Raw genomic sequence first — 17,027 nt, forward strand, 5'->3', positions numbered from 1 at the left:
CCACCGGGATCTCCACAGGGTGGATCGCCGGCAGCGTCAGAGGTGTATAGGAGCCAGCCCGACGCCCCGCGCCAGGACCTCGCCGAGCGCCTGGGCCAGTGGTTGAACGTGCACGACGCCATCGCCTTGCACGCGGCGCACCAGCCCCTGCCTCCTGCCCTGCCTGCCCAGGCCCCGCGCCGCGCCGCCACCCAGCCCCGCGCCGCCGATCTGCTGGCCGCGCTGCACCGCCTGCGCGCCACCCTGCGGCAAGGCATCGCGGCGCCGCCCGCGCTGCCGGTCGAGCCGCAGGACAGCGCCTTCGCCCCTCACCATCAGCGCTGCCTCGATCAGCAGCGCCGCATGGAAACTGCCATCGAGCCCCTTCGCGCCCACGTGCGCCAGACGCTCGCCGCCGCCTCGCCGCGGCTGGCGCGGCTCGCCGCGCTGGACGCCACGCTGGAGCGCCTGCTCGGCGGGCGAGAACAACGGCTGCTGTCCGGCGTACCGGCTTTCCTCAAGGCGCGTTTCGAGCAACTGCGCCAGACCCGACCCGACGATTGGCCCGAGCCCTTCGAACAGGAACTGCAGCAGGCCCTGGTGGCCGAGCTCGACTTGCGCCTGCAGCCCGTGACGGGGCTCATCGAAGCCCTCGCCCAGGCCAACGCCTCGCCCTGAACAGACACCCATGAACCGACCCTTCCTGAACCGAACGTTCTTCGCCGCCGCTTTCGTCCTCGGCCTGCTCTCTGTCGTCTGGGTCGGTGCCGGCTTCATCGGCACCAGCGCCCTGGCACTCACCATGACCGCGCTCATCGGCGGCGTGTTCCTGTTGGGTGCGCTGGAGATCCAACGCTACCGCCACGACACCGCCGGGCTCGCCACGGCGCTGCAGCAAACACCCGCGCCCGAGGCCGCACTCGCCGACTGGCTGGCCCGCGTGCCCGCCGGCTTGCGCCACGGCGTGCGCCAGCGCATCGAAAGCGAGCGCGGCGCCCTGCCCGGCCTGGCGCTCACGCCCTACCTCATCGGCTTGCTGGTGATGCTGGGCATGCTCGGGACCTTTCTCGGCATGGTGCTCACCTTCAAGGGCGTGGTCTTCACGCTCGAAGGCTCGGCCGACCTGCAGGCCATCCGCACGGCCTTGGCCGCACCCATCAAGGGCCTGGGCCTGGCCTTCGGCACCTCGGTGGTGGGCGTGGCCACCTCGGCCATGCTGGGCCTGATGTCGGCCATCGCCCGACGCGAGCGCGCCGAGGTGTCGCGCCAGCTCGACGCGCGCGTGGCCGACGCGTTTCGGCCCTTCTCGCTCACGCACCAGCGCCAGGCCACCGTCGAGGCCCTGCAGCAACAGGCCAATGCCCTGCCCGCCGTGGTCACGCAACTGCAGGCGCTGGTGGAGCAGGTCGAGCGCCGCGGCCAGCAGCTCGACGAGCAACTGCTCGAACGCCAGACGCGCTTTCTCGACAGCTCGCGCGAGGCCTACCAGGGGCTTGCCCGCTCGGTCGAGCAATCCCTCAAGGACAGCCTGGACGCCAGCGCCCGCAGCGCCGCGCAGAACCTGCAGAGCGCGGTGGCGCAGGCCATGGACGCCATCGTCGAGCAGACCACGCGCCACCACGAACGCGTGGACGCCTCGCTGCAGTCGCTGATGCAGGCCGTCGGCAGCGGCTTCGAGCAGCGCGGCGGCGCGCTCATGCAGAACGTGCAGGAGACCCTGACCCGATCGCAAGCTGAACACCGCGAACACCTGGCCGAGCTGCAAAGCGCGATGAGCGAGCAGCAGAGCAGGCTGAGTGAGCAGCACACCCGCCAACTCGCCGAGCTGGGCACGGCCTTCGAAGCGCCGATGGCGCGACTGATCCACACGGCCGGCGAAGCGCCCCGGGCTGCGGCCGAGCTGGTCGCGCAACGGCGCGAAGAGATGGTCCAGCTGGCCGAGCGCGACCAGCAGGCGTTGCAGGAACGCGGCGCGCTGCTACAGCACATCGACTCGCTGCTGCAGCGTGTGCAGCAGGGCACGGGCGAGCAGGCGGCGGCCATCGAATCGCTCGTCGCCTCGGCCGGCGCGGTGCTCGACCAGGTGGGCCGCCAATTCGCCGACACCGTGGGCGCGCACGCCGGGCGCGTGGAAAGCGTGGCCGCGCGGGTCAATGCCAGTGCGATCGAGCTGGCCAGCCTGGGCGAGGCCTTCGGCCATGGCGTGCAACTGGTCAGCAGCACGAACCAGCAACTCATCGAAAGCCTGCGCGCCGTAGAGAACGCCGTCACGCAGTCCATCGCGCGCAGCGACGAACAGCTCGCCTACTACGTGGCACAGGCGCGCGAGGTGATCGATCTCAGCATCAGCTCACAGCAAGGCATCGTGGAAGACCTGCGCCGCCTGCGCGCCCTGCCCGAGGGGAGGCAACCCGCATGATGGCCGGCCTGGACGAACGCCCCGGCGATGACGGCGGCGACGGGAACGCCGCCCCGGTGTGGGCTGTGTTCGGCGACCTGATGTCCGGCCTGGTGGGCGCTTTCGTGCTCATCCTGGTGGGCGTGCTGGTGGTGCAGATGGACCTGGTGAACAGCTTGCAGGCCGAGGTGCGCAAGCGCGAGCAGGAGGAGCAGCGCCGCATGGCCCTGGAAAAGGCCTTGGCCATTCCCCTGCAGAACGGCCGCGTGACGCTGGACAACGGCCGCATCGGCATCAGCGGCAGCGTGCTATTCGCGCTCAACTCCGACGAACTGCGGCCCGAGGGCCGGCTGATCCTGCGCAGCCTGGTGCCGCCACTGCAGGTGTACCTGGGCGAACGCGACGAGATGCTCATGGTGAGCGGCTTCACCGACGACCGCCCGGTGCAGGCCGGCAACCAGCGCTTCGCCGACAACCTGGAGCTGTCGGCCCAGCGCGCGCTCACCGTCACGCGCGCCCTCATCGAAGAGGGCATGCCACGTCAACGCGTGTTCAGCGCGGCCTTTGGCGCCGAACAACCCGTGGCCTCCAACGCCGACGAGAAGGGGCGCGCCCTCAACCGCCGCGTGGAGATGGCTCCCGTGCCCAAGGCCGGCCGCGAGGCCGGGAAGGCCACGCGTGACTGAGTCCGACGATGCCCCTCGGCCCCACCACGGCGCAGCCCGGCGCGGGGTCCCCACCACCCAGGCCAGCGTCCTGGCGCAGCTCAACCGGCACATCGCCGACGTCACCGGGCAACCCCAGGCCGCGCGCACCGAACTGCGCAGCGCGCAGGCCTTCCGCGACACCTGGGAGCGCCTGCACGCCGAGGACGAAGTGCATCAGGCCCTGCAACGCGGCCCCGAGAACCCTGGCCCGCTCAACCCGCACCGCCTGGTGCTGCGCACCCTGGGCCTGCTGAGCGAGCTCTCGCCCGAGTACCTGCGCCGCTTCATGGCGCACGCCGACGCGTTGCTGTGGCTGGACGAGGCGAGCGCCCTGCTCAAACCCTCACCCACCGTCAAGGCACGGAAGGCGCGCTCGAAGGCGTGAGGCCGCGCTGCGCCGCGTTCTCCGCTTCGATCGCCCGTTGGAAGTGGGCCAGGCCCACGTCGTTGAGCACCTTCTTGAAGCGCCCCGCCACCGCGGGTTCCAGTTGCGCGAGGCGCGCGCACACCTGATTCGCCGAGGCCTCAAGCGCGTCGTCGGCCACCACCTGCCACACCAGCCCCCAGGCCTGGGCCTGCGTGGCATGGAACGGCTCGCCCAGCAGCATCAGGCCCTTGGCGCGCGCCAGCCCCACGGCAGCGGGCAGCGTGGCCGTGAGGCCGCCGGTGACGAACACACCCAGGGACGCTTCGGGCAGCTTGAACCGGGCACTGTCGGCGGCGATCACCACGTCCGCATCGAGCATCCACTCCAGGCCGGCACCCACCGCCCAACCGTGCACGGCAGCCACCACGGGCTTGGGCAGGGACACCAAGGCCTGCGCCACGGCCTGCACCAGTGTGAGGTCGTCTTCCGTCGGCGGTGCGCCCAGGTCGCGCCCGGCGCAGAACGCCCGGCCCGTGCCGCGCAGCAGCAGCACGCGCACCGCGTCGTCGGATTCGGCCCGCGCGATCGCCGCCAACAGCGCGCGCGCGAGACCGTTGTCGATGGCGTTGAGCTTGTCGGGGCGATTGAGCGTGAGCGCCATGACGCCGTCCTGCACATCCACCAGAAGCGTCGGTTCGTTCATGCGGCTGGGGCTCCAAAGGGGTGAAGCATGGACAGGGGGTTCGGCACTGGCCTGGCGTGTGTCGCTCAACTGCCCATGCCGAGCAGCGCGTCCACGTCCAGCAGCGTGATGCCACCGTAGCCGGTGCGGATCCAGCCCCGCGCGCGCATCCGGCTCAGCGCCTGGTTGCAGCGCGGGCGCGACAGCGAGGCCATGCTGGCCAGTTCTTCCTGCGACAGGCGCAACTGCGGCGATTCGCTGGGGTTGTGCAATGGATGCAGAAGGCCGCACAGCGCGCGCGCCACCTGGGCGTCGGTGTCGAGCAGGCTGTGGTCCACGTGCTTGTCCATGAACCAGTGCAGGCGCTCGTTGATCTGGCGCAGCAGAAATTCATTGAAGGCGGGCTGCGTCTCGCGCAGCACCTGGAACATGTCCCGCGGCATCAGCGCCACGCGGCTGTCGCGCAGGGCGATCACGTCCGCGTTGCGGGGCTTTTGGCGGATGAGCGTGCCTTCGCCGAACCAGCTGCCGCCGAGCTGCCCGCCGAGCGACACGGTGCGTCCGTCCGCCGACGAAACCGACCACTTGAAGAGTCCGTCGATGACGCCGTACCAGTGGCCCGGCAACTCGCCGCGGCGGCCGAGCGATTCGCCCAGGGGCACCGCCTGCTCGACCAGGCCCGCGCGCACATCGGCCTGCACGGCCGGTGGCAAGGCGTGGAACCAAGGCGACTGCGCGAGCAGCCCGTCGAGCGTGGGCGGTTTTGGTGCAATTGTCATCGTGCGAACTGTGAGCATACCCAGGGCTGCCCAGAATCGTGCGCACCGCTTCCGCACCACTTTCCCTCACGCCCATGCAAGCAGACGCTTCTTCCGATGGCTACGGCCAACTCCTGTGGACGCCTTCGGCCGAGCAGGCCGCCGCCAGCCGCATGGCCGACTACCAGGCCTGGCTGGCCCGCGAGCACGGCATCCACACCACCAGCTACCACGAGCTGTGGCGCTGGTCGATCGAGGACATCGACCGCTTCTGGTCATCGATCTGGACCTACTTCGACGTGCTGGGCGAGGGCCCGCTCACGCCGGTGCTGGGCCAGCGCGAGATGCCCGGTGCGCAGTGGTTTCCGAACACCCGGCTGAACTACGCGGAGAACATCTTCCGCCAGGCCAGCACCGAGCGCCCCGCGCTGATCGCGCGCAGCGAGGACGCGCCGCCGCGCGAGCTGTCCTGGGCCGAACTGGAGCGCGACACCGCGGCGCTGGCCGCCTTCCTGCGCGCACGGGGCATCGGCCCCGGCGACCGCGTGGCCAGCTACATGCCCAACCGACCCGAGACGGTAATCGCCTTCCTCGCCTGCGCGAGCATCGGTGCCATCTGGTCCAGCTGCGCGCCCGACATGGGCCCCACCGTGGTGCTCGACCGCCTGCGCCAGATCGAACCCCGACTGCTCTTCGCCACCGACAGCTACAGCTACAACGGCAAACAGCACGACCGTGCACCGCAGGTGGACGAGCTGCTGGCCGCGCTGCCCAGCGTGCGCCACGTGGTGCAGGTGCCCGGGCCGATGCAAGGGAGCCGCAGCACGCCCGCCTGGCGCAACCGCCTCGACTGGGCCGACGCCATCGCCACGCCCGCCGCGCCGCGTTACGAGCGCGTGCCGTTCGACCACCCGCTGTGGATCGTCTATTCCTCCGGCACCACCGGCCTGCACAAAGCCATGGTGCACAGCCACGGCGGCGTCGTGCTCACGCACCTCAAGACCTGCGCGCTGCAGCACGACCTGCGCCCCGGCGACCGACTGCTCTTCCTCGGCAGCACCGGGTGGATCGTCTGGAATTTCCAGCTCGGCGCGCTGTTCACGGGCGCCAGCATCGTGCTCTACGACGGCAACCCCAACTGGCCCGACACGGGCGCGCTGTGGCGCTTCATCGACGAGCAGCGCGTGAGCCACCTCGGCTGCGGCGCGGCCTACCTCATCGCGGCCAAAAAGGACGGCCTGCGCCCGCGCGACATCGGCGCGCTCACGCAGTTGCGCGCCATCAACGTCACCGGCTCGCCGCTGCCGGTGGACGCCTACCACTGGGCCTACGAAGCGATCAAGCCGGACCTGTGGCTGGCCTCCATCAGCGGCGGCACCGACATCGCCTCGGGCTTCGTGGCCTGCGCGCCCACGCTGCCCGTGCACGCGGGCGAGATCCAGTGCGCCGAGCTGGGCGTGGCGGCCTTCGCCTTCAACGACGCCGGCCAGCCCGTGGTCGACGAAGTGGGCGAGCTGGTGATCACCCAGCCCATGCCCTCCATGCCCGTGCGCTTCTGGAACGACGAGGGCGGGCGCCGCTACCGTGAGAGCTACTTCGAGACCTTCCCTGGCGTCTGGCGGCACGGCGACTGGATCCGCTTCACGCCGCGCCACACCTCGGTCATCTACGGCCGCTCGGACAGCACCATCAACCGCTTCGGCATCCGCATGGGCACGGCCGAGATCTACCGCGTGGTGGAGGAGCTGCCCGAGGTGCGCGACAGCCTGGTGGTGGACCTGGAGTACCTTGGTCGCCCGTCCTTCATGCCACTGTTCGTGGTGCTGCAGCCCGGCCTCACGCTCGACGACGCGCTGCGCCAGCGCATCACCGAACAGATCCGCAGCAAGGCCTCGTCGCGCCACGTGCCCAACGAGGTGGTGCAGGTCGACGACATCCCGCGCACGCTGAGCGGCAAGAAAATGGAAGTGCCGGTGCGCAAGCTGCTGCTGGGCACGGCCGCCGAGAAGGTGGCCAGCCCCGACGCGATGCAAAACCCGGCCAGCCTCGGCTTCTTCGTGGCCTACGCGGCCCGGCTCGCCAGCGCCCTGCCCTCAGGCGCCTGAGCCCACCGGCCGCTGGAGGAAGGCCTCCAGGCCGGCCAGGAAGATCTCCACGTGGGCGTCGAAGCTGCTGTTGAGCGGCACCTCGCTGCCGTTCTGCCAGCGCAGGATGAAGGCCTTGTTGGCCAGCAGCGGCAGGTGGCGCACCAGCGTGGGGTGCGCCAGCGGGTCCACTGATCGCACGCGCGCCTCCAGCGCGGCGGCCCAGCCTTCGGGGTCGTCGGTGGGCAGGGGGGCCAGCTCCATGGTCATGAAACCCATCATGGCCGAGATGACGCAGTTGTAGGCCTCGCGCAGGTTCGTCTCCGTGGCGCCGGCCTCCAGCAACGCGTCGATCACGCCTTCGATGAGCGCGATGCTCAGGCTCGCGTTCGAGGCGAGCTGCGCGCCGATGAGCTGCGCCACGTTGGGGTGCTTTCGAATCGACTTGCGGTAGCGGTTGAACAGCTTGCGCATCCAGTCGCGCCAGTCGCCCTCGCCTCGCGGCGGCACCACGCCCGCCATCACCAGGCTCGACACGTCGGCCAGCAGCGCGTCCTTGGACGCCGCGTGCCAGTAGATGGTGCTGGGATAGACGTCCAGCGAGCGAGCGACGTCGCGCAGGCTGAAGGCGTGAATGCCGACGCGGTCGATCTGCTCCAGGGCCACGGAAACGATGCGCTCGTGCGTGATGGTGCTGTTCACTGGCCGCCCCGCGGTCTTGCGGGGCGCCTTGGCGGGAGCGGCAGGTGGCATGTGTCGTGCGCGAAAGGCGATGGCTGATGGGCCGGGCGATCGTACACCCAGGGTTTCCCCTGTCATCGACCTCCAGTTCCAAGGACAATAATTCAATTGTCGCGTGAACAATAAAATAATTGTTCAACGTGGCATATTGATTGCTTGACACCGTTCAGGCCTGGCCCGCGCTCCGGATCACGCACCCGGACAGTGCACCAGATGGTTGTCGATGCCGCCGTTGAACGGCGCTACCCCAGGAGTTCCCATGCCCACCACGCGTCGTTTCACGCTCGCCTGCGCCCTTGGCGCCGCCCTCGTCCTGGCCACCGCGCCCGCCGCGGCGCAGTCCGCCAGCAGCACCTTGCGGCTCGTGCCCTCGTCCGACCTGAAGGTGCTGGACCCCACCTGGACCACCGCCGTGGTCACGCGCAACCACGGCTACATGATTTACGACACGCTCTTCGGCACCGACGCGCAGGGCCGCATCCAGCCGCAGATGGTCGAGTCGCACACCGTCAGCGCCGACGGCAAGACCTGGACGTTCAAGCTGCGCCCTGGCCTGGCCTTCCACGACGGCCAGGCCGTGACGGCCGAGGACGTGCTGGCCTCGCTCGCGCGCTGGGCCAAGCGCGACCCCATGGGTCAGCGCATGTATGGCGCCCTCGCGAAGGCCGAGGCCGTGTCGGCCAACAGCTTCCGCCTGAACTTCAATGAGCCCTACGGCGCGGTGCTCGAATCGCTGGGCAAGCCCTCGTCGCTGGTGCCCTTCATCCTGCCCAGGCGCTTGGCCGAGACGCCGGCCGACCAGCAGATTGCCGAGCACATCGGCTCCGGCCCCTACGTCTTCAAGGCCGACGAATTCCGCCCCGGCGAGCGCGCGGTCTATCTGAAGAACGAGAAGTACGTCCCGCGCAAGGAGGCGCCGTCCGGCACCACGGGCGCCAAGCTGGTGAAGGTGGACCGCGTGGAATGGGTCGTGCTCAAGGACGCGCAGACCCAGGTCAACGCCCTCGTCAACGGCGAGGTGGACATGCTCGAGTCGGTGCCCTTCGAGCACTACAAGGCGCTCAAGGCGAACCCGAAGATCACTGTCACCGCGGCCGCGGGCGGCCAGTACCTGCTGCGCTTCAACCACCTGGTGCCACCCTTCAACGACGCGCGCGTGCGCCAGGCCGCGATGCTGTCCATGAACCAGGACGCGCTGCTGCGCACCCAGGTCGGCATCCCCGAGCTCTACAAGACCTGCATGTCGGTCTACCCCTGCGGTTCGCCCCTGGCGTCCAACAAGAGCCTGGGCATGACCGCCAAGCCGGACTTCGCCAAGGCGCGCGAGCTGCTCAAGCAGGCCGGCTACAAGGGCCAGCCCGTGGTACTGCTGCACGCCACCGACAACAGCTCCCTGGCCAAGCTGCCGCCGGTGGTGGCGCAACTGCTGCGCCAGGGCGGCTTCACCGTGGACATGAAGTCCATGGACTGGGGCTCGGTCGTGGCGCGCCGCGCCAAGAAGGAGCCGGCCGATCAAGGCGGCTGGAACGCGTTCGTCACCTACTGGGGCTCGGAGGACGCGCTCAACCCCATCAACTACGCGCCGCTGTCGGCCAATGGCGAATCCGGCTGGTTCGGCTGGGCCAGCGACCAGCGCCTGGAAGACCTGCGCGCCGCTTTCGCGCGCGCCGGCGACGAGGCCCATCGCAAGCAACTGGCCGAGGACATCCAGGTCCGTGCCTACGAGATCGGCGCCTTCGCGCCCATGGGTGAGCTGCTGCGCCCCGTGGCCTTCCGCCAAGGCGCGGTGCAGGGCGTGCTCGTGGGCTCGACCAACGTGTACTGGAACATCAGCAAGCCCTGAACGCCATGGCAGCCTTCATCCTGCGCCGGCTGCTGTCCACGCTGCCGGTCCTCCTCTTCGTCGCGGTCTTCGTCTTCCTCATCCTGCGCCTGGCGCCCGGCGACCCCGCGGCGCTCATCGTGGGCGACATGGGCACCGAGGCCGACATCGCGCGCGTGCGCCAGAGCCTGGGCCTCGAAGGCCCGCTGCCCGCGCAATTCCTGCACTGGGTCGGCGAGCTGCTGCGCGGCAACCTGGGCGAGTCCTACTACTTCAAGACCGGCGTGACCGAACTGATCGCGCAGCGCCTGGAGCCCACGCTCTCGCTCGCGGCCTTCACCATCGTGCTGGCCGTGCTGATCGCCGTGCCGCTGGGCGTGATCGCGGCCGCGCGCCATGGCGGCTGGCTCGACCGCGCGCTCATGGGGTTCTCGGTGCTGGGCTTCTCGGTGCCGGTGTTCGTCATCGGCTACGCACTCATCTGGGTCTTCTCGCTGCACCTGGGCTGGTTGCCGGTGCAGGGTTACTCGCGCCTGTCCAACGGCGTGGGGCCCTGGCTGTCGCAACTCGTGCTGCCCGCGCTCACGCTCTCGCTGGTCTACACCGCGCTCATCGCGCGCGTCACGCGCGCGGCCGTGTCCGAGGCGCTGACCGAAGACCACGTGCGCACCGCGCGCGCCAAGGGCCTGGCCGAGCGCGCGGTGCTGATGCGCCACGCGCTGGCCAATGCGGCCGTGCCCATCGTCACCGTCATCGGCATCGGCATCGCGCTGCTGATCGGCGGCGTGGTCGTCACCGAAACCGTGTTCGCCATCCCCGGCCTGGGCCAACTCACGGTCGACGCCGTGCTCTCGCGCGACTTCCCCGTCATCCAGGGCGTGATCCTGCTGTTCTCGGTGGTCTACGTCCTCATCAACCTGCTGATCGACCTGAGCTACGTGCTGCTCGATCCGCGCATCCGCTACTGAGGCGCCGCGAGCGACCCGCATGACCATGACCCTCGATTCCCGCCAACTTCCGCCAGACGCGGCGGCGGACGCGCCCGCGCCTTCGGCGCGCCCCTCCACCTGGCGCCTGGTGCGCGCCAACGGCGCCGTGCGCCTGGGCGCCACGGCGCTCACCGTGCTGGCCGTCGTGGCCGTGGCCGCGCCCTGGCTGGGCACGGTGGACCCCGCCGCCATCGACCCCGCCAGCATCAACCTCGCGCCCGGCACGCACGCGCCCTTCACCGACCTGTCCGGCGCGTCGGTGGACCACTTCTTCCTGATGGGCGCCGACGGCTTCGGCCGCGACACCTGGAGCCGCGTGGCCTACGGCGCGCGCATCTCGCTGTTCGTGGGTTTCGCGGTGGCGGTGCTGGCCGTGCTCGGCGGTGGCCTCATCGGCCTGCTCGCGGGCTACTTCCGCCGCCTCGACGGCGTGCTCATGCGCCTCATGGACGGCTTCATGGCCATCCCCAACATCCTGCTGGCCATCGCGCTGGTGTCGATGTTCCGCGCCAGCCTGTGGACCATCGTCCTGGCCATCACACTGCCGGAGATTCCGCGCGTGGCGCGCCTGCTGCGATCCATCGTGCTCTCGGTGCGCGAGGAGCCTTATGTCGAGGCCGCCATCGCGCTGAACACGCCCACCTGGAAGGTGCTGTGGCGCCACGTGCTGCCCAACGCAGTGGCGCCGCTGATCGTGCACGCCACCTACGTCTGCGGCTCGGCCATGCTGGTCGAGGCCATCCTGTCCTTCCTCGGCATCGGCCTGTCGCCCGAGATCCCCACCTGGGGCAACATCATGTCGGAGGGCCGGGTCAACTTCAACGAGCACCCGCAACACGTGCTGTTCCCGGGCGCCTTCCTCGCGTTCACGGTGCTGGCCGTGAACATCCTGGGCGACGGGCTGCGCGACACGCTCGATCCGAAGCTGCGCCGGCGGGGAGACTGAGCATGAGCCACCCCGTCTCCCCCAACGTACAGGGCGTGCAGCCCGTGCTCAGCGTGCAGGACCTCACCGTGCGCCTGCCCGCCAATGCCGACCGCGCCCACGCCGTCGAACGCATCTCCTTCGAGGTCTTCGCCGGTCGCACCACCTGCCTGCTTGGCGAGTCCGGCTCGGGCAAGTCGGTCATCGCGCAGACCCTGATGCGCCTGCTGCCGCCCTCGGTGAAACCCGTGCAGGGCCACGTTCGCCTGCTCGGCGAGGACGTGCTCACCATGTCCGCCGATCGCCTGCGCCGCGTGCGCGGCGAGCGCATGGCCATGGTCTTCCAGGAGCCCATGACCGCGCTCAACCCGGTGATGAGCTGCGGCGCGCAACTCGACGAGATGCTCGCGGTGCACACCACGCTCGGCCGCGCCGAGCGCCGCGAGCGCATCCTCGACATCTTCGAACGCACGCGCCTGCCCTCCCCCACCCGCATCTTCGATGCGTACCCGCACCAACTCTCGGGCGGCCAGCGCCAGCGCGTGATGATCGCCATGGCGCTGATCCTCAAGCCGGCGCTGCTGATCTGCGACGAACCCACCACCGCGCTGGACGTCACCACGCAGGCCGAGATCCTCAAGCTCATTCGCGAGTTGCAGACCGAGAGCGGCACCGCAGTGCTGTTCATCACGCACGACTTCGGCGTCGTCGCCGAGATCGCCGACCACGTGGTGGTGATGCGTCTGGGCGAGATGGTGGAGCAAGGGAACAAGCTGCAGGTGCTGCAGTCGCCGCGCGAGGACTACACGCGCACCCTGCTGTCGGCCGTGCCAGGCCTGGCTCCGGTGCACCGCGCGCCCGTGGCCGAGGCCGAGCCGCTGATCGACGTGCGCGCGCTGGGCAAGACGTACAGCACGCGCCGCTTCTTCGGCGCCCGCAAGGACGTGCACGCCGCGCGCGAGGTCTCGCTGCGCGTGCGCCCCGGCGAGACGGTGGGCATCGTGGGCGAATCGGGCTCCGGCAAGTCCACGGTGGCGCGCTGCATCGCGCGCCTCATCGACCCCAGCAGCGGCAGCGTGCTCTCGCAGGGAGAGGCCATCGAACACGCCAGTGGCCAGCGCCTCAAGGCGTTCCGCCAGCGCGTGCAGGTGGTGTTCCAGGACCCGTACCGCTCACTCAACCCGCGCCAGACCGTGGGCGAATCCATCATCGAAGGCGCGGTGAACGCCAGCCAGCCGCGCGCACAGGCCTGGGCCCGCGCCGAGGAGCTGATGCGCCTGGTGCGCCTGCGGCCCGACGCGCTCAACCGCTACCCGCACGAATTCTCGGGTGGCCAGCGCCAGCGCATCTGCATCGCGCGCGCCCTGGCCTGCGAGCCGCAACTGCTCATCGCCGACGAAGCCGTGTCGGCGCTGGACGTGTCGGTGCAGGCCCAGATCCTGGAACTGCTCGACGACATCCAGAAACGCCTGCGCATCGGTCTGCTGTTCATCACCCACGACCTGCGCGTGGCCAACCAGATCTGCGACCGCATCATCGTGATGCACCAGGGCAGCATCGTCGAGCAAGGGCCCGCGCACGAGGTCTTCACGCAGCCGCTGCACGCCTACACCCGCTCACTGCTCGACGCGGTGCCGGGACGCGGCTTCGAATTCCACGGAGCCGCGGCATGACGACCACCCAACCGCGCGTGCTGCTGGCGCGTCTGAGCCACGAGAGCCACGCCTTCAGCCGGCTCATCACCACACTGGCCGAGTTCGGCCGCGAAGAGCTGTTCTTCGGCGAGGACATGCTCACGCGACTGGCGGGCACGCGCACCGAGATCGGCGGCGTGATCGAAGCGGCGCGCGAGCACGGCTGGGAGCTGGTCCCCGTGGTGAGCGCCTGCGCGTCCACCGCGGGCCCGGTGAGCCGCGCCGCATACGACGCGTTGACCGAGCCCATCCTGCGCACCCTGGACGAGCAGCCGGACATCGCGGGCGTGGTGCTCTCGCTGCACGGCGCCATGTTTGTCGAAGGCCTGCCCGACCCCGAGGGCGATCTGCTGTGTCGCATCCGCCAGCGGGTGGGACCTGGCGTGCCCGTGGCCGCCACGCTGGACCTGCACGCCAACGTCACCGACGCCATGGTGCGCTACGCCGATATCCTGACGAGCTACCGCACCACGCCGCACGTGGACCAGCACGAGACCGGCCGACGCGCCAGCGACCTGGTGCAGCGCGCGCTGCGCGGCGAGATCCGCCCGCGCACGCTGGTCGCGCGCCGGCCCATGATCGCCGGCATGGACCTGGGTCGCACCCTGGGCGACACGCCCATGACGCGGCTGCAGGCACGCGCCCGCGACTGGGAACGCCGCGAGACCGCGGCGCTCGACATCAGCCTCAACGCCGGCTACTACATGGGCGACGTCTACGAGGCCGGGCCCTCGGTGCTGGTGGTGGCCGACGGCGACGAAGGCCCGTGCCAGCGCATCGCCGACGAGCTCATCGACGACGCATTTTCCTGGCGCGACCAGAAGACGGTGCACCTGAAAAGCATCGACGAGGCCATCGCGCGCTGCCGCGAACCGGCCGATCGCCCTGGCCCATTGATCCTGGCCGACTACACCGACGGCCCCGGCGGCGGCGGATACGGCGACGCCACGCGCCTGCTGCAAGCCCTGCTGGACGCGCAGATGCCCGGCACCCTGGTGGGTCTGATCCACGACCCCGAGAGCGCGCGCCAGGCCATCGACGCCGGCGTGGGCGCCGAACCGGACCTGCGCATCGGCGGCAAGACCGACGAGCGCTTCGGCGGCGGCCCCGTGGTCGTGCGCGCGCGCGTGCTGGCCGTCTCCGACGGCCGCTACGTGCGCAGCGGGCCGTTCAAGACCGGCACCCAGGCCTCCATTGGCCCCAGCGCGCTGCTCCAGTGCGGCGAGGTTCAGATCGTCGTCGCCAGCCACCGCGTGCAGGCCGAGGAACGCGGCCAGTACCGCGTGCTCGGCGTGGACATCGAGCGCCTCCAGGTGGTCGCGCTCAAGGGCATCAACCACTTCCGCGCCGACATCGAGCCCATCGCGCGCGGCATCGTGTTCGTGGAGGCCGGTGGCATCCACGCCAGCGACCTGCGCAGCCTGCCCTACCGCAACCTCCGGCGGCCCGTGTGGCCGCTCGACGAACTCCCTTCCTGAACCCGATTCCCGCACCCGACGTATTCCGACATGAGCACCGACACCGCGACCGTTTCCCCGATGAACCTGGACACCGAACTCGACCGCCTGCGCGAGGCCTACGTAGCGCGCCACCCCGAAAGCCGTGCGCGCCTGCAGGCCGCCGCCGAGGTCATGCCCGGCGGCAACACCCGCTCGGTGTTGTTCTATGAGCCCTTTCCGCTCGCCATCGCGCGCGGCGAGGGCGCGCGCCTGTGGGACGCCGACGGCCACGGGTACACCGACTTCATCGGCGAGTTCACCGCCGGCCTGTACGGCCACAGCCACCCGCTGATCCGCGACGCCATCGACGCCGCGCTCGACGGCGGCATCAACCTCACCGGCCATAACCTGCTCGAGGCCGAACTCGCGCGCCTGGTGACGCAACGCTTCCCCTCACTGGAGCGCCTGCGCTTCACCAACTCCGGCACCGAGGCCAACCTGCTCGCCATCACCGCCGCGCGCCACTTCACCGGCCGGCGCAAGGTGCTGGTGTTCAAGGGCGCCTACCACGGCGGCGTGCTCACTTTCGCGGGCGGTCCCTCGCCCGTCAACGTGCCATTTCCCTTCGTGATCGGCACCTACAACGACATCGAGGGCACCACCGCGCTGGTGAAGGAACACGCCGCCGATCTCGCCGCCATCGTGGTCGAGCCCATGCAGGGCGCGGGCGGTTGCATCGTCGGCCAGCCCGATTTCCTGCACGCGCTGCGACGCCTGGCCAGCGAGGCGGGCGCGCTGCTGGTGTTCGACGAGGTGATGACCTCGCGCCTGGCGCCCGGTGGCCGACAGGCCGTGCTGGGCATCCGGCCCGACCTGACCACGCTGGGCAAGTACATCGGCGGTGGCATGTCCTTCGGCGCCTTCGGTGGCCGCGCCGACGTGATGGCCCAGTTCGATCCGCGCACGCCGGGCCACCTGGGACACGCGGGCACCTTCAACAACAACGTGCTCACCATGTCGGCCGGCATCGCAGGCCTGAGCCGCATCTACACGCCCGAGGTGGCTCAGGCGCTGAACGCGCGCGGCGACGCGCTGCGCGATCGCCTGAACGCGAGCTGTCGCGCGCACGGCCTGGCGCTGCAGTTCACCGGCCTGGGCTCGCTCATGAACCTGCATGGCACGGGCGTGGCGATCCGCAACGTGGACGACATCCCCACCGCCGAGGGCATCGTGAAAGACCTGTTCTTCTTCCACATGCTCGAACAGGGCTTCTACCTCGCGCGACGCGGCTTCATCGTGCTCTCGCTGCCGATCACCGACGCCGACATCGAGCGCTTTCACGCGGCCGTGGAGGCCTTCCTGCGCCGCTTCGGCCCGGGGCTGCCGCGATGAGTGCGCGCAGCGAGCGCCAGGGCAAGGTGCAGACCGTGCTGGGCCTGGTGGACCCGGCCGAGCTGGGCCCCACGCTGATGCACGAGCACGTGTTCATCGACCTCACGCCACCGCCACTGCGCCTGTCGCCGCCGCCGGTGCAGGAAGAGGAAATCAATCTCTGCAACTGCTTCGGCATCGCCTACGGCCAGAAGCCCTTCATGCGCAACTACCGGCTCGACGAAACCGAGGTCGCGATCGCCGAGCTCATGGAGATGAAGGCCGCGGGCGGCCGCGCGCTGGTGGATCTGACAGTGGGCGGACTCAACCCCGAGCCCGACCGCCTGGTCGAGGTGGCCAGGGCCACGGGCGTGCACCTGGTGATGGGCTGCGGCCACTACGTCAACGACTATCAGCACCCCGCCAACCACGCGCGCTCGGCCGACGACTTCGCACGCGAGATGATCGAGCAGATCACCGTCGGCGCCTGGGGCACGAAGGTGCGCGCCGGCATCATCGGCGAGATCGGCTGCCAGGCACCCTGGACCGACACCGAGAAGCGCGTCATGGACGGCGCCATCACCGCCATGCAGGAAACCGGCGCGGCACTCAACGTGCACCCGGGCCGCGACGCTGACCAGCCGATGGAGGTGGTGGGCTTCATCCGCGCGCGCGGCCAGGCACTGGACCGCGTGGTCATCAGCCACATCGACCGCACCATCTTCGACGATGAGCGCCTGCTGCGCCTGGCCGACACCGGCTGCTTGATCGAGTTCGACCTGTTCGGCTGGGAGCAGACCGCCTACCCCGCGGCCGACATCGACATGCCCAACGACGGCATGCGCCTGCGCATGGTGAAGCAACTGGTGGACCGCGGCCACCGCGACCAGGTGCTGATCAGCCACGACATCTGCACCCGCACCCGCCTGGGCCGCTACGGCGGCCACGGCTACCAGCACATCTTCGCCAACATCGTGCCGCGCATGCTGCGGCGCGGTTTCACGCAGGACGACGTGGACACCCTTCTGGTGAAGACGCCGCGCCGCCTGCTGAGCTTCCAGTAACCCCCAA

General features: G+C 70.0%; 15 protein-coding genes. 12 read left to right on the plus strand and 3 right to left on the minus strand.

Going from position 1 to position 17,027, the window contains the following annotated elements:
• The 4 genes from BN948_RS09640 to BN948_RS09655 form a co-directional block, all read left to right on the plus strand.
• A partial coding sequence (locus BN948_RS09640; RefSeq protein ID WP_238327230.1) for a DUF3348 family protein occupies positions 1 to 657 on the plus strand: 657 nt, incomplete at its 5' end.
• A gap of 10 nt (positions 658 to 667) precedes the next feature.
• Positions 668 to 2,398 (plus strand): hypothetical protein, encoded by a 1,731-nt coding sequence (locus BN948_RS09645; RefSeq protein WP_009520486.1) that lies wholly within the window; start codon positions 668 to 670, stop codon positions 2,396 to 2,398.
• Entirely contained in the window at positions 2,398 to 3,063 is a 666-nt protein-coding gene (locus tag BN948_RS09650) for an OmpA family protein (RefSeq protein ID WP_035621494.1), read from the plus strand. Before BN948_RS09645 ends, BN948_RS09650 begins: the two co-directional genes overlap by 1 nt.
• Entirely contained in the window at positions 3,056 to 3,469 is a 414-nt protein-coding gene (locus BN948_RS09655; RefSeq protein WP_009520484.1) for a DUF2894 domain-containing protein, read from the plus strand. Before BN948_RS09650 ends, BN948_RS09655 begins: the two co-directional genes overlap by 8 nt.
• On the opposite strand, the gene BN948_RS09660 is transcribed toward BN948_RS09655, so the two are convergent.
• Together BN948_RS09660 and BN948_RS09665 are read right to left on the minus strand one after the other, a co-directional pair.
• Positions 3,438 to 4,154 (minus strand): enoyl-CoA hydratase/isomerase family protein, encoded by a 717-nt coding sequence (locus tag BN948_RS09660; protein WP_009520483.1) that lies wholly within the window; start codon positions 4,152 to 4,154, stop codon positions 3,438 to 3,440. The genes BN948_RS09655 and BN948_RS09660 overlap by 32 nt on opposite strands.
• A gap of 65 nt (positions 4,155 to 4,219) precedes the next feature.
• Positions 4,220 to 4,912 (minus strand): Crp/Fnr family transcriptional regulator, encoded by a 693-nt coding sequence (locus tag BN948_RS09665; RefSeq protein ID WP_009520481.1) that lies wholly within the window; start codon positions 4,910 to 4,912, stop codon positions 4,220 to 4,222.
• 74 nt (positions 4,913 to 4,986) lie between these two features.
• Here BN948_RS09665 and BN948_RS09670 point away from each other — a divergent pair, with 74 nt between their 5' ends.
• Positions 4,987 to 6,996 (plus strand): acetoacetate--CoA ligase, encoded by a 2,010-nt coding sequence (locus BN948_RS09670; RefSeq protein ID WP_035621461.1) that lies wholly within the window; start codon positions 4,987 to 4,989, stop codon positions 6,994 to 6,996.
• Here the strand turns inward: BN948_RS09670 and BN948_RS09675 are convergent.
• Positions 6,985 to 7,728, minus strand: a complete 744-nt coding sequence (locus tag BN948_RS09675) for a TetR/AcrR family transcriptional regulator (protein ID WP_009520479.1) — start codon at positions 7,726 to 7,728, stop codon at positions 6,985 to 6,987. The genes BN948_RS09670 and BN948_RS09675 overlap by 12 nt on opposite strands.
• A gap of 247 nt (positions 7,729 to 7,975) precedes the next feature.
• Here BN948_RS09675 and BN948_RS09680 point away from each other — a divergent pair, with 247 nt between their 5' ends.
• Genes BN948_RS09680 through BN948_RS09710 form a run of 7 tightly spaced genes read left to right on the plus strand, consistent with a single transcriptional unit; the run spans position 7,976 to position 17,020 of the window.
• Entirely contained in the window at positions 7,976 to 9,559 is a 1,584-nt protein-coding gene (locus tag BN948_RS09680; protein WP_009520478.1) for an ABC transporter substrate-binding protein, read from the plus strand.
• A gap of 5 nt (positions 9,560 to 9,564) precedes the next feature.
• Complete coding sequence (locus BN948_RS09685; protein ID WP_009520477.1) at positions 9,565 to 10,506, plus strand: ABC transporter permease; 942 nt, start codon at positions 9,565 to 9,567, stop codon at positions 10,504 to 10,506.
• Positions 10,507 to 10,525: 19 nt separating this feature from the next.
• Positions 10,526 to 11,473, plus strand: a complete 948-nt coding sequence (locus tag BN948_RS09690) for an ABC transporter permease (protein ID WP_009520476.1) — start codon at positions 10,526 to 10,528, stop codon at positions 11,471 to 11,473.
• A 2-nt stretch (positions 11,474 to 11,475) separates the two neighbouring features.
• The gene (locus tag BN948_RS09695) at positions 11,476 to 13,125 is read left to right on the plus strand and encodes an ABC transporter ATP-binding protein (RefSeq protein ID WP_009520475.1); all 1,650 of its coding nucleotides are present in this window, start codon (positions 11,476 to 11,478) and stop codon (positions 13,123 to 13,125) included.
• On the plus strand, positions 13,122 to 14,624 hold the full coding sequence (locus tag BN948_RS09700) for a M81 family metallopeptidase (protein WP_009520474.1): 1,503 nt from the start codon (positions 13,122 to 13,124) through the stop codon (positions 14,622 to 14,624). The genes BN948_RS09695 and BN948_RS09700 overlap by 4 nt, the downstream gene beginning before the upstream one ends.
• 30 nt (positions 14,625 to 14,654) lie before the next feature.
• Positions 14,655 to 15,977 carry an aspartate aminotransferase family protein gene (locus BN948_RS09705; RefSeq protein ID WP_009520472.1) on the plus strand — a complete coding sequence of 441 codons (1,323 nt, stop codon included), beginning with the start codon at positions 14,655 to 14,657 and terminating at the stop codon, positions 15,975 to 15,977.
• On the plus strand, positions 15,974 to 17,020 hold the full coding sequence (locus tag BN948_RS09710) for a phosphotriesterase family protein (RefSeq protein WP_009520471.1): 1,047 nt from the start codon (positions 15,974 to 15,976) through the stop codon (positions 17,018 to 17,020). The genes BN948_RS09705 and BN948_RS09710 overlap by 4 nt, the downstream gene beginning before the upstream one ends.
• Positions 17,021 to 17,027: the final 7 nt, after the last annotated feature.

Origin of the sequence: Hydrogenophaga intermedia, assembly GCF_000723405.1 — a bacterium.
In the GTDB taxonomy this organism is placed as follows: Bacteria; Pseudomonadota; Gammaproteobacteria; order Burkholderiales; family Burkholderiaceae_C; genus Hydrogenophaga; species Hydrogenophaga intermedia.

Coding starts and splice junctions, on each gene's coding strand:
- BN948_RS09650 (WP_035621494.1), top strand. CDS start 2,398: ATGGCCGGCCTGGACGAACGCCCCGGCGATGACGGCGGCGACGGGAAC.
- BN948_RS09645 (WP_009520486.1), top strand. CDS start 668: ATGAACCGACCCTTCCTGAACCGAACGTTCTTCGCCGCCGCTTTCGTC.
- BN948_RS09665 (WP_009520481.1), bottom strand. CDS start 4,912: ATGACAATTGCACCAAAACCGCCCACGCTCGACGGGCTGCTCGCGCAG.
- BN948_RS09670 (WP_035621461.1), top strand. CDS start 4,987: ATGCAAGCAGACGCTTCTTCCGATGGCTACGGCCAACTCCTGTGGACG.
- BN948_RS09690 (WP_009520476.1), top strand. CDS start 10,526: ATGACCATGACCCTCGATTCCCGCCAACTTCCGCCAGACGCGGCGGCG.
- BN948_RS09660 (WP_009520483.1), bottom strand. CDS start 4,154: ATGAACGAACCGACGCTTCTGGTGGATGTGCAGGACGGCGTCATGGCG.
- BN948_RS09680 (WP_009520478.1), top strand. CDS start 7,976: ATGCCCACCACGCGTCGTTTCACGCTCGCCTGCGCCCTTGGCGCCGCC.
- BN948_RS09710 (WP_009520471.1), top strand. CDS start 15,974: ATGAGTGCGCGCAGCGAGCGCCAGGGCAAGGTGCAGACCGTGCTGGGC.
- BN948_RS09695 (WP_009520475.1), top strand. CDS start 11,476: ATGAGCCACCCCGTCTCCCCCAACGTACAGGGCGTGCAGCCCGTGCTC.
- BN948_RS09705 (WP_009520472.1), top strand. CDS start 14,655: ATGAGCACCGACACCGCGACCGTTTCCCCGATGAACCTGGACACCGAA.
- BN948_RS09700 (WP_009520474.1), top strand. CDS start 13,122: ATGACGACCACCCAACCGCGCGTGCTGCTGGCGCGTCTGAGCCACGAG.
- BN948_RS09675 (WP_009520479.1), bottom strand. CDS start 7,728: ATGCCACCTGCCGCTCCCGCCAAGGCGCCCCGCAAGACCGCGGGGCGG.
- BN948_RS09685 (WP_009520477.1), top strand. CDS start 9,565: ATGGCAGCCTTCATCCTGCGCCGGCTGCTGTCCACGCTGCCGGTCCTC.